Annotated in this window: 2 protein-coding genes and 3 pseudogenes; 4 read left to right on the forward strand and 1 reads right to left on the reverse strand. The window is 47.7% G+C overall.

Annotation, left to right across the window (positions count from 1 at the left end):
- Positions 1-56 precede the first annotated feature (56 nt).
- Positions 57-332: pseudogene (locus tag ACGF5R_RS09245) on the reverse strand (ABC transporter substrate-binding protein); the annotation flags it as partial.
- A gap of 142 nt (positions 333-474) precedes the next feature.
- On the opposite strand from ACGF5R_RS09245, the pseudogene ACGF5R_RS09250 reads away from it, so the two are divergent.
- The 4 genes and pseudogenes from ACGF5R_RS09250 to ACGF5R_RS09265 all read left to right on the forward strand — a co-directional run.
- Positions 475-679, forward strand: a pseudogene (locus tag ACGF5R_RS09250) (transposase); the annotation flags it as partial.
- Positions 656-877: pseudogene (locus tag ACGF5R_RS09255) on the forward strand (aminotransferase class III-fold pyridoxal phosphate-dependent enzyme); the annotation flags it as partial. The pseudogenes ACGF5R_RS09250 and ACGF5R_RS09255, both read left to right, overlap by 24 nt.
- 234 nt (positions 878-1111) lie before the next feature.
- On the forward strand, positions 1112-2440 hold the full coding sequence (locus tag ACGF5R_RS09260; protein ID WP_387690556.1) for an MFS transporter: 1329 nt from the start codon (positions 1112-1114) through the stop codon (positions 2438-2440).
- Between the two features lie 1131 nt (positions 2441-3571).
- Complete coding sequence (locus ACGF5R_RS09265) at positions 3572-13492, forward strand: amino acid adenylation domain-containing protein (protein WP_387690558.1); 9921 nt, start codon at positions 3572-3574, stop codon at positions 13490-13492.
- Positions 13493-13565: the final 73 nt, after the last annotated feature.

Raw genomic sequence — 13565 nt, forward strand, 5'->3', positions numbered from 1 at the left:
TTAACTTTAACACACCCTACAGATGTTCATATAGGGGTCTATTCACCTCAAACCCCGGGATCAATTAAACGTTGCCAACTAAAAACCATATCATGGGCCGTAATAGAAGAACCATCAGACCACTTTATCCCTTCTCTTAAATGAAATAACTACACTTTATTATCTTTGGTTTCTCAATTGACTGTTAAATCGGGATTTAACTTATCATCAATAGCTGTGTCAATTAATCCATTAAAGAAGTCGTGAATACTATCAAATTCAACATCACTTTTAACTTTATGGACATCAAGAGATGCAGACTCTGAACTATTATTATGACGAACAGTATTCTGGTTATACCCGTTATCTTTCAAGTTGCCTCATTTGTTGGCTGCACTCGCTCACCCCGGTCACATAGTTTGCTATGCTCCCGGAGATTCTCTCCCTTGCCGTCGCGATGCATCTTGAAATCCATTGGGTATAGTTGCCAGTTGTGTAAATGTGGTACTCAGTGCCGGTCAATGTCACGAAAGTCAATATGCAATACGCCTGCTGGATGGTCTGGGTATTCAGCGTAAAAACGGTTTTATGAAACGGCGTTCAAAAGCGGTGATTGCTGATAAAGGTTACGCCAGCCACTCATTACTCATTACACAACCGGTTAAAACGTCAGGGAATAAAAGTGATAATTCCCTATAAACGCAGTGCGGCTGTTTTAAGAGGCGTGGGCGTGACCACACAAATCTATGCGGAGCGTGCGGAAGACGCTGAAATTTGGGACGTTCAGAGGCAACGTTATATCAATTTTGCCGCCGGTATTGCCGTGGTGAATATCGGTCACCGCCATCCGCGCGTCATCGCGGCAGCCAGAGAACAACTGGAACAGTTTACCCACACCAGAGGACAGAGATTTTAAATTAAAGACATGACTGTCAGTCAATAGAAATATTTCATGGGAATGTTATAAATTGAAAATAATAACGTCAATTATGTTTTTTTATTGTGATAATGTGAATGTAAATAAAAGTAATACAGAAAACATTAAAAATAAATTTTCTTTACATCTGTTATTAAACGGATAATTTATCTTTATAATTAAGAGTAGTGAATTTTTGGGCATTGGTGGTTCAAGGTGAATAGTACTAAAACAGTCAGTATTCAACATATTATTAATAATCAAAAATTTTCGAAAGTTCAATGGCAGGTATTAATTCTATGTTTCTTAATTGTTGTTATTGATGGTTTTGACACGGTATTAATGGGGTATATTGCACCAGCAGTGGTCAACGATTTTAAAGTAGAAGGGGCTATTCTTGGGCCGACTATGAGCGCCGCTCTTTTTGGGTTATCGTTGGGCTCGATTTTTTCTGGTCCACTTGCAGATCGGTTTGGTCGAAAGTCAGTGCTGACAATATCGGTTACTGTTTTTGGCCTGCTTAGTCTTGCTACCGCTGTTGCAGATTCAATACAGACATTAACTATTTTGCGTTTTTTGACTGGGTTAGGTCTTGGTGCGGCAATGTCAAATGCAATAACTTTAATATCTGAATATGCACCAGAGAATCGGCGATCTTTGTTAATAAATATCGTTTTTTGTGGTTTTCCTCTTGGTGCAGCGGTGGGTGGGATAATTTCTGCATGGATTATTCCCCATTTTGGTTGGCAGGGAGTTTTGATTTTAGGGGGTATTCTGCCGTTATTTCTATCTCTATTTCTCTTTTCTCTATTACCTGAGTCACTTAGGTATTTGGCTTTGCAAGGTGGTTCCGAGGATAACAATAATATAAGACGAATTTTGTCTAAAATGACCGGTAGTGCTTTAAATGATATAAACAAGTTTACCTTTGATGAAGAAGAAATTATACATAAGTCGTCAATTAAAACGGTTTTATCCAATCGATTCTTAGTTGGGACGACAATGTTATGGATAACCTATTGCATGGGAGCATTGGTTTTTTATGTTCTGACAAGTTGGATGCCATTTTTAATGAACGATGTTGGTTTCAGTATTAGCATGGCTGCAACATTGACAGCATTATTTCCTTTGGGAGGTGTAATAAGCACGGTTTTTTCCGGTTGGTTAATGGATCGAATTAATCCTCATAAAGTAGTTGCAACTAATTATGCCCTAGCTGGTATTTTGGTCTTTTTTATTGGTCAGGAAGAAAATGTATTATTATTGAGTATTCTTATATTTCTTGCCGGGATAACGATGAATGGCGCTCAGGCGTCTATGGGATCAATCTCTGCACAATTTTATCCGACTCATTGTAGGGCAACGGGGGTTGCCTGGATGTTAGGATTTGGAAGATTTGGTGGGATTTTCGGTACTTTATTTGGCGCAGAATTGATCAGGCTTGAATTAAGTTATAGCACTATTTTTGCCATTTTATCCATTCCAGCTATTTTAGCGGCTTTATCATTAACATTTAAGGATGTGAGTTATAGAAGGCATAAATAGCTAACCTTGAACAATTTAAATATAAAAATATGAGGAGGATACTTTGCTGTTAATTACTTGGTGGAGAATGTCTTATATTATGTTGGATCATAAGTGTTAATATCCATGTTATTTTTAAAATAATATCAATCATAAAGTTTAAATTAATGTTGTTATTGGTTTGTTGTGATTTTAATAAATAATTTAATGTAGGTATTTAGTTATAAATATACATAGTGAAAAAGTTATTTTTTATATTTAAAATTTGAATTAGATATAGGGTATCTTAAAATTAAATTATTTAAATTGGAGGGTATCTAATTTATGCGATAGTAAATATTATTGAATAGGATATAGATTGCACTGTGTATTATTATGAAACAATGAAAAATTAAGTTATTTTAATTTTTCATTGTTTCTTGGTGATTATGGATATAATAACATTTATATTTTTTTCATGTTATAATTATTACAAAACAATATGTAATTAAGTTAAATGTAATTTGTATTTATCTATTTGTGGTATATTCGTTAGCGGTATTGTCTTATTGTTGAAAAATAATTTTTTATGAATTATTTTTAGCTTGGCGTTATATTTTGATATAATTGAATGCACAGGGTAATTTTATGCCTCTTGAATAAGTGTATTTGGAATTAGTATATACTTTTATTATTGTGGCGAAGGGTTATTTCACAGATGATTATAATATTTTGATAATTAAATATAAATTAGTCTGTTTTATCTTTAAAATGCTTAATTTGTTTTTGAAATTATTTTAATCAGGTATTAATTGCAGTCAGATAAAGTTAAAGGTTATTTGGTAATTATGAATAATAAATGTAAGTAATGGTTAAGTTTTTAATTATGGAATTTAGGAACAGTCAACAAAAATTGCAGTGAATTAATTGAGCTTATCTGAAAAATAGGAACAAAAATGGAATGTCTCATTCTGTTGTCAGGATAATTGGTATTGAAGATGGGCTAAGTGGCCGTTATTAATCAGGCTGTGGCATCCGATATCTGAGTCTCTTGGATGGATAGCAGATGTGTCCATTTTTATTTTTGGGCAAGAAGTAGGAGAGAAACATTAGTGATGACTGTCGGAAATGACGGTTCTCAAATTTCTAACAGATTCGTTGAGGTAGTAGTAGATGAAAAATAATATTGCTAAAGTGGGAAGTGCGTTTAAAACTCAGACGTCAAAAAATATAACCGATGCAAATGACGTTTCACAACAAACTCGAAATACAAAGAATATCCTTCAGAGACTCACATCCAGTGAATTATTCTGGTATGAGCGTCTTGCTGCTTTGCAACCCCTCCAGTTACCTTTCGAAACCGCCGGAGAACAAACAGAACCCATATGGGCAATGAGCGCTTGGCAGCCCCCTTTGCCAAAAAATGGTGAAGAGGAGCCATTGCGAATGTTGTTGCAGACTTTTGTCATTTACCTTGCGCGTTTGACTCAGCAGACCGTATTCCAAATCGGTTGGAGCGTGGATAAGGTAAAAGATGAATCGGTAAATCTGGCACCGGTGGTGCCTATGGCTGTTGAGGTCGCGTTTGATAAGCCTTGGCGTGAGGTAGCTGGTTGGGTTGATGATGAGTTGTCTCGGTTGGCGCAGCACGGCACATTTAGTTGTGATCTCTTCTCTTGCTCTCCTTCATTGCATGCTATCCCGGCGTTGGCAACAAGTCGGCCGTGGCGAATCGCTGTCTCGTTGATAAAGGGTGATAGGCCACGTGATCAAAAAGTATCCGGCGAATTGTTGACCCTCCAGATAAATGCACAAGGGGGTTTTCGTTGGATCTACGATGAAAACCGCCTGAGCGCGGAAGTCGTTTTGCGGATGAGCGAGCACTTACAGGTGCTGGCAGCATCGAAAAGGACGGGGGATGAAATGCCTATAGGGCAGCTTAATTTGTTGCCAGAGGCTGAACGTACATTGCTACTGGAAACTTGGAACGCGACAGAAACCCCCTATCCTGATCCGTTATGTATTCATCAGTTATTTGAGCAACAGGTAGAGCAAGCTCCAGAGGTCACAGCGTTAGAGTATCAAGGGCAGCGCCTCAGTTATGCCGAATTAAATGCTGGCGCTAACCGGCTGGCGCACCAATTGATTGCATTGGGTGTCGTACCGGACCAGCGGGTAGCGATTTGTGTGGCACGCTCCCCGGCGATGGTGGTGGCGCTGCTGGCGGTGCTGAAAGCGGGTGGGGCCTATGTGCCGCTGGATTCAACCTACCCGGCGGAACGTCTGGCGTATATCCTAAATGATACTGCCCCATCAGTGGTATTGGCTGATGCGACCGGGCGGGCAGCGTTGGGTGATGTCGTGCTAGCCGGGTTGACCGTGCTTGACCCGAGTATCCTACCTGACCAACCGGACAGCAATCCCTTAGTGACTGCATTGACACCACAGCATCTGGCCTATGTGATTTACACCTCCGGTTCAACCGGGCAGCCGAAAGGGGTGATGATAGAACATCAGGCGATTTATCAGCGTTATCTGGGCTTTAATGATACTTATACCGTCACTGCGCAAGATCGGGTGTTGCAATTTGCCGCTTTTGCGTTTGATGTTTCAGTAGAGGAATTTTTCTCGGTATTGTGTAACGGGGCCACACTGGTTATCCGGGATGATAGCTGGCTAGCTTCGGTACGGGAATTTATTGCTTTAACCCGGCAACATCGTATTACGATCATTTCTCTGCCGACTTTATTCTGGTCCGAACTGGCGGCCAGAGATCCCGGGTTACCGTTGCCGGATTGCCTCCGGCTCGTCATGATTGGTGGTGAGGCGGTAAAAAAGAACGCCGTTCAGGATTGGTTTATGCAGGAAGGCTCCCGGCCCCGGTTGTTGAATGGTTATGGCCCGACGGAAAATACCGTGACGGTGACCTATAAGGAGATATTATCCCCGGAAGATGCCCGTTCTATCGGTCGGCCGGTTAAAAATTCCCGCATCTATCTGTTGGACAGAGAGGGGCAACTGGTTCCATTGGGTGGCATTGGCGAAATGTACATTGGTGGTGTGGGTGTGGCACGGGGTTATCTGAATCGGCCTACATTGAGCGTGGAACGTTTTCTGCCGGACCCCTTTAGCTCGGTATCTGGTGCGCGGATGTATCGCTCTGGGGATTTGGCCCGCTTCCTGCCGGACGGTGAGCTGGAATTCCTGGGCCGTAACGATGAGCAGGTTAAAATCCGCGGCTTCCGGGTTGAGTTGGGGGAAATTGAAACCCGTTTGGTGGAACACCCGGCGGTACAAGAGGCGGCGGTGCTGGCACTGGATGATGGGCAGCACAAACGGCTGGTCGCCTATGTGGCGGCACAAGTGCATGAGAAATTAGCTGCTGATTTACGTGAATACTTGAGTGCGAGTTTACCTGACTATATGGTTCCGGTCGTTTTTGTGTGTCTGGATACCTTCCCGCAGACCCCGAGCGGCAAATTGGATCGCCGGGCATTACCGGCACCAGGAGAGGAAGATTTTGCCCGTCAGATTTATGAAGCGCCACAAGGGCAGGCTGAGATCGCCTTGGCGGCTATCTGGCGTGAATTATTGGGCATTGAGCAGATAAGCCGACATGACAGTTTCTTTGCATTGGGCGGCCATTCATTGCTTGCTGTACGCATGATTGAACGCCTGCGTCACCAGGGGCTGACATTAACTGCGCGTGATCTGTTTCAGTCGCCGGTGTTGTCAGCGCTGGCCCAAGCGTTGGGACAACATCAGGCCGTGATAATACCGCCTAACGTCATCACTCCCACCACCACGGCGCTGACGCCGGAGATGTTGCCACTGATTGATCTGACTCAGACTGATATTGATCGCATCGTTGAGCTGGTACCGGGCGGGATGACCAATATTCAGGATATCTATGCGTTGTCGCCGTTGCAGGACGGTATCCTGTTCCACCACCTGTTGGAACAGGAAGGCGACCCGTATCTGTTACTCTATCCGGTGGTCTTTGCTAACCGATCTCTGCTGGACCGTTATCTGGCGGCGGTACAACAGGCGATTGATCGTCATGACATTTTGCGGACGGCTTTTATTTGGCAAGGTTTATCAGCCCCGGCACAAGTGGTTTGGCGCCGGGCACAGTTGCCGGTGACGGAACTGACGCTAGACCCGGCTGACGGCCCAGTCATTGACCAGTTAACCCGGCGTTTTGATCCGGGACAGTATCGTCTTGACCTGAGTCAGGCCCCGTTACTGCATTTTGTTATTGCTCAGGAAACTGATGGCCGCTGGTTTTTACTGGAATTGGAGCATCACTTGATCGGCGACCATGAAACGATGGAATTGATGCACCGTGAAGTTCAGGCGTATTTTGCCGGGCAGGAAGAGCGCCTGCCAGCGCCGGCCCCTTTCCGCAATCTGGTGGCTCAGTCCCGGTTGGGGGTGAGTCAGGCAGCGCATACCCGTTTCTTTACCGACATGTTGGCGGCGGTGGATGAGCCGACGTTGCCATTCGGGCTGGCGGAGGTGCATCGTGACGGATCTCGCATGACAGAATCCCACCGGATGCTGACCGCTACGTTAAATGATCGCCTGCGCAGTCAGGCCCGGCGTTTGGGTGTCAGTCTGGCGGCGTTGTGTCATTTGGCTTGGGCGCAAGTGTTGTCGCATACCAGCGGGCAAGAGAAAGTGGTGTTTGGCACCGTCCTGTTTGGGCGTATGGCGGCGGGGGAAGGGGCAGACAATGGCATGGGATTGTTTATGAATACCTTGCCGTTGCGACTGGATATTGACGAGACCCCGGTAGAGGATAGCGTACGGGCGGTGCATCTACGATTGGCTGAATTGCTGGAGCATGAGCATGCTTCACTGGCGCTGGCCCAGCGGTGCAGTGGGGTACAGGGTGAAACCCCACTCTTTAGCGCCCTGTTCAACTATCGCCATAATGAGCCACCAGCGGCGCTGGATGAGACGATGGCCGGGATTGAATTCTTGGGCGAACAGGAACGGACCAACTATCCATTTGGTCTGTCGGTGGAGGATGGGAGTTCCACGTTGGGGCTGACCGCTCAGGTGGTACAGCCGTTTGAGCCAGAGAGACTATGCGGTTATATGCAACAGGCGCTGGAAAGTTTGGTGGAAGCGCTTGAACAGGCCCCGGAGACGCCGGTATGTGTGCTGAACGTCCTGCCTGAAACGGAGCGGGCACTGTTGCTGGAAACCTTGAATGCCACTGAAATCCCTTATCCTGATCCATTATGTATTCACCAACTGTTTGAACAACAGGTAGAGAAAACCCCGGAAGCGACCGCGTTAGTCTATGAAGGGCAAACGCTCAGTTATGCCGAATTAAATGCCCGCGCCAACCGCTTTGCCCACCAACTAATTGCATTGGGCGTCATACCGGAACAGCGGGTGGCGATTTGCATGGCACGTTCACCGGCGGTAGTGGTGGCCTTGTTGGCGGTGCTGAAAGCGGGTGGGGCTTATGTGCCGCTGGACCCGACTTATCCGGGAGAACGTCTGACGTATATCCTGAATGATACGGCCCCGTCAGTGGTATTGGTTGATGAAGCTGGCCGGGCGGCGCTTGGCGAACTGGCATTGGCCGGGCTGACGGTACTTGACTCGCATATTTTGCCAGATCAGCCGGATAGTAACCCACAGGTAGCCGAGCTGACGCCACAACATCTGGCTTATGTCATCTATACCTCCGGTTCAACCGGGCAGCCGAAAGGGGTGATGATAGAACATCAGGCGCTGTATCAACGTCATCTGGGTTTTAATGAGACCTATGCCGTCACTGCGCAAGACCGGTTATTACAATTTGCCTCTTTTGCGTTCGACGTTTCGGTAGAGGAATGCTGCTTATCATTGTGTAATGGCGCCACGTTAGTGATGCGTGATGAGCGTTGGCTGACTTCGATGCAGGAATTTATTGCCTTAGCCGGGCAAAACCGTATCACAGTGATGTCTCTGCCGGCGTTATTTTGGTCCGAACTGGTTGCCAGAGACAATAGATTACCGTTACCAGATTGCCTCAGACTCATCATCATTGGGGGGGAGGCAGTGAAAAAGAGCGCCGTTCAGGATTGGTTTACGCGGGAAGTCCACCGCCCTCGACTATTGAACGCCTATGGCCCGACGGAAAATACCGTGACGGCGACCTGTAAGGAGATATTATCCCTGACAGATGATCATTCTATCGGGCGGCCGGTTAAAAATACCTGTATTTACCTGCTGGGCAAATACGGTCAGCCCGTTCCATTCGGTTGCGTTGGCGAAATGTATATTGGCGGCGTGGGTGTGGCGCGGAGCTATCTGAACCGACCTGCATTGAGCGCGGAACGTTTTATAGCCGATCCCTTTAGTCCGATATCCGGTGCGCGCATGTATCGCACTGGCGATTTGGCCCGCTACTTGCCGGGTGGTGAGCTGGAATTCCTGGGTCGTAACGACGAACAGGTAAAAATTCGAGGCTTCCGAATTGAACTGGGGGAGATTGAAACTCGGTTGATGGAACACCCAGCGGTACAAGAGGCAGCGGTGCTGGCACTGGATGACAGGCAGCACAAACGGCTGGTCGCCTATGTGGCAGCGCAAGCGCATGAGAGATTGGCAGCTGATTTACGTGAATACTTGAGTACGATTTTACCTGATTATATGGTACCGGTTGCCTTTGTACGTCTGGATACCTTCCCGCAGACCCCGAATGGTAAGTTAGATCGCCGGGCATTACCGGCGCCGCGGGAAGAGGATTTTGCCCGTCAGGTCTATGAGGCGCCGCAAGGGGAAGCTGAGATAGCTTTGGCGGCCATCTGGAGTGAATTATTGGGCATCGAGCAGATTAGCCGACATGACAGCTTCTTTGTGTTGGGCGGTCATTCATTGCTCGCGGTACGCATGATTGAACGCTTGCGTCACTTGGGGTTGACACTGACGGCGCGAGATCTGTTCCAATTTCCGGTGTTGTCAGACTTGGCCCAAACATTGGGACAGCATCAGGCTGTAGTGGTGCCGCCTAACGTCATCACTTCGGCCACTACGGCGCTGACGCCGGAAATGTTGCCGCTGATTGATCTGACTCAGACTGATATTGATCGCATCGTCAGACAGGTACCGGGTGGCGTGGCTAATATTCAGGATATCTATGCCTTGTCACCGTTGCAGGACGGTATCTTGTTCCATCACTTGTTGGAGCAGAAAGGCGACCCATATCTGTTGCTCTATCCGGTGATCTTTGAGAATCGTTCTCTATTGGAGCGTTATCTGGCGGCGGTACAACAAGCAATTGATCGCCATGACATCCTGCGGACGGCTTTTATCTGGGAAGGATTATCCGTTCCGGCGCAGGTGGTCTGGCGTCAGGCTCGGTTGCCTGTGACGGAACTGACGCTAGACCCGGCTGACGGCCCAGTCATTGACCAGTTAACCCAGCGTTTTGATCCGGAGCATTATCGTCTTAATTTGAGTCAGGCACCGCTACTAGATTTTATCATCGCTCAGGAAACCGATGGCCGCTGGTTCTTACTGGAATTGCAGCATCACTTGATTGGCGACCATGAAACGCTGGAAGTGATGCATCGTGAAATGCTGGCGCATTTTGCCGGGCAGGGGGATCGCTTGTCAGCGCCGGTTCCTTTCCGCAATCTGGTGGCTCAGACCCGGTTGAAGGGGGATCAGGCAGCACATACCCGTTTCTTTACCGACATGTTGGCGGAGGTGGATGAGCCAACATTCCCATTCGGACTGGCGGAGGTGCATCGGGACGGCTCTCAGATGAGAGAATCTCACCGGATGTTGACGCCTGAGCTGAATGATCGTCTGCGTAGTCAGGCCCGGCATTTGGGGGTCAGTCTGGCGGCGTTGTGTCATCTGGCTTGGGCACAGGTACTATCGCATACCAGCGGGCAAGAGAAAGTGGTGTTTGGCACCGTCCTGTTTGGGCGCATGGAGGCGGGAGATGGAGCAGACAATGGCATGGGGTTGTTTATGAATACCTTGCCGTTGCGACTGGATATCGATGATACCTCGGTACAGGAGAGCGTGCGTGCGGTGCATCTGCGACTGGCCGGGTTGCTGGAACATGAGCATGCCTCACTGGCGCTGGCCCAGCGGTGCAGTGGTATTGCCAGCGGTACGCCGCTCTTTAGTGCTCTGTTCAACTATCGACATAATACCTTATCGGCAACGTCGGATGACATCATCACAGGCGTTGAATTTTTGGAAGGGCAGGAGCGGACTAACTATCCATTTGGGCTGTCGGTGGAGGATGGGGGTTTCACATTAGGGCTGACCGCTCTGGTGGTGCAGCCGTTTGAGCCAGAGCGACTATGCGGTTATATGCAGCAGGCGCTGGAAAGTCTGGTGGAAGCGCTTGAACAGGCCCCGGAGACGCCGGTACGTATGCTGAACGTCCTGCCTGAAACGGAACGGACACTGCTACTGGAAACCTTGAATGCTACTGAGACCCCTTATCCTGATCCATTATGTATTCACCAACTGTTTGAGCAGCAGGTAAAGAAAACCCCGGAAGCGACCGCATTAGTCTATGAAGAGCAGACTCTCAGTTATGCCGAGTTAAATGCTCGCGCCAACCGCCTTGCCCATCAACTGATTGCATTGGGCGTCATACCGGATCGGCGAGTGGCGATTTGCATGGCACGTTCACCGGCGATAGTGGTGGCTTTGTTGGCAGTGCTAAAAGCCGGTGGGGCTTATGTGCCGCTGGACCCGACTTATCCGGGAGAACGTCTGGCGTATATTCTGGATGATACGGCTCCGTCAGTGGTACTGGTTGATGAAGCTGGTCGGGCGACGCTTGGCGAAGAAGTGCTGACCGGATTGACTGTACTTACGCTGAATACCCTGCCAAACCAACCGGACAGCAATCCATTGGTGACTACATTGACACCACAGCATCTGGCCTATGTGATTTACACTTCCGGTTCAACCGGGCAGCCGAAAGGGGTGATGATAGAACATCAGGCGGTGTATCAACGTCATTTGGGTTTTAATGAGACTTATGCAGTCACTGCGCAAGACCGGTTATTACAATTTGCCTCTTTTGCGTTTGATGTTTCAGTAGAGGAATGCTGTTTGTCATTGTGTAATGGCGCCACGTTAGTGATGCGTGATGAGCGTTGGTTAACTTCTATGCAGGAATTTATTGCCTTATCTTGGCAGAACCGTATCACAGTGATGTCTCTGCCGGCGTTATTTTGGTCTGAACTGATTGCCAGAGACAATACACTCCCACTACCGGATTGCCTCAGGTTCATCATTATTGGTGGTGAAGCCGTTAAAAAGAGCGCTATTCAGGATTGGTTTGTGCGGGAAACCCACCGACCTCGACTGTTGAACGCTTATGGCCCGACGGAAAATACCGTGACGGCGACCTGTAAGGAGATATTATCCCCGGCTGATGATAGTTCTATCGGCCAGCCGCTTAAAAATACCTGCGTCTACCTATTGGACAGAGACGGTCAACCTGTCCCATTAGGCTGCGTTGGGGAAATGTATATTGGTGGCGTTGGGGTTGCACGGGGCTATCTTAACCAGCCGGAATTGAGCGCGGAACGTTTTATAGCTGATCCCTTTAGTCCGGTAGCTGGTGCGCGGATGTATCGCACCGGGGATTTGGCCCGTTACTTGCCAGATGGCAATCTGGAATTCTTGGGTCGTAACGACGAGCAGGTAAAAATTCGGGGTTTCCGGATTGAGCTAGGGGAGATTGAAATCCGGTTGTTGGAACACCCGGCGGTGCAAGAGGCGGCGGTGTTGGTGTGGGAGGATGGCCGTGACAAGCATTTGGTCGCCTATGTGGTAGCGGAAACGAATGAGGGGCTGACTGCCAGTTTGCGTGCTCATCTGAGTGCTATTTTGCCGGATTATATGGTGCCGTCAGCTTTTGTGCGTCTGGATACCTTCCCGCAAACCCCGAACGGCAAGCTAGATCGCCGGGCATTACCGGCACCGCGGGAGGAAGATTTTTCCCGTCAGGTCTATGAAGCGCCGCAAGGGGAAACTGAGGCAGCTCTGGCGGCGATTTGGTGTGAGTTATTGGGTATTGAGCAGGTCAGCCGGCATGACAATTTCTTCGCATTGGGAGGCCATTCACTGCTCGCTATGCGAATGACGAATATTGCCGCTGGTCGAGGGATGGTTTGCACATTGAATATCTTGTTCCAATTCCCGGTGCTGGCTGAACTGGCCGCAAAAATTACCTCAAATTTACTGTCTCAGTCGCAAAACAGCGCCATATCGGTACGACCTGATGGAACAGGGTTGCCGCTGTTCTTTGTTCCCAGTGGCATGGGTGACTACTCCTATGCTTTCGGGCTGGCTGAGCATATTTCGTTGGGCTACCCGATTTATGCGCTGCCTTGGCCTTCCATCAGTGAAGAACTGATGTCAACGATGGAAGAGCAAGCTGCCAGAATGATCACCCTGATGAAAGCGGTTCAACCGGCAGGTCCATATCGGATAGGGGGTTACTCTTCTGGTGGCATGTTGGCTTATGCCATTGCCCAACAGCTTTTGAGTGCTGGCGAGCGGGTTAATTTCCTGGGCTTGATTGATACGCCTGCGCCTCATTATTTTGAGAAAGAGGCCATGCCCCCCAAACATCATTTCTTTATTGAACTGGCCCGGCAGTCAGGGGAGGCGTGTAAAGAAGAGATTGCGGCATTATACCAGCGAATCGATGAGTTGAATTTGGTACAGTTTATTGCAGCGGCTCAGGAGCTGGCGTTATATCCCGTTAATTTGAGTGCTGACTTAATAGCTAAACGTTGGGAACAGATAGAGCATTATGAGCAAATAGTCAGAGATTATAAGCCACAAGTAATAGCGGTAACGTTGCATCAATTTTATGCGACGGAATCTTACTCGTCTATTTCTTTTGTGACGGATGAAGAACCAGAGTCTTTAAATATCGATCCGTCGTTAGGTTGGGCGCAGATAATAGCTGATACTTCACTTAAACTCATTGCTATTCCGGGTGATCATTTTAGTTTATTGGAAAATAATGAGAATAAAATGGCTTTAGCTCAAGCCCTCAATATGGCTCTGGCAATCAGTGATGAAGGGGAGGTGGTGTAATATTGGTATATTAATAATTTAACCTTGATATAATAATCCGGTATATATTGTTTATGCCGGATTTTTTATTATT

The sequence above is a fragment of the Photorhabdus sp. RM71S genome (genome assembly GCF_042879355.1).
GTDB lineage: Bacteria > Pseudomonadota > Gammaproteobacteria > Enterobacterales > Enterobacteriaceae > Photorhabdus > Photorhabdus kayaii.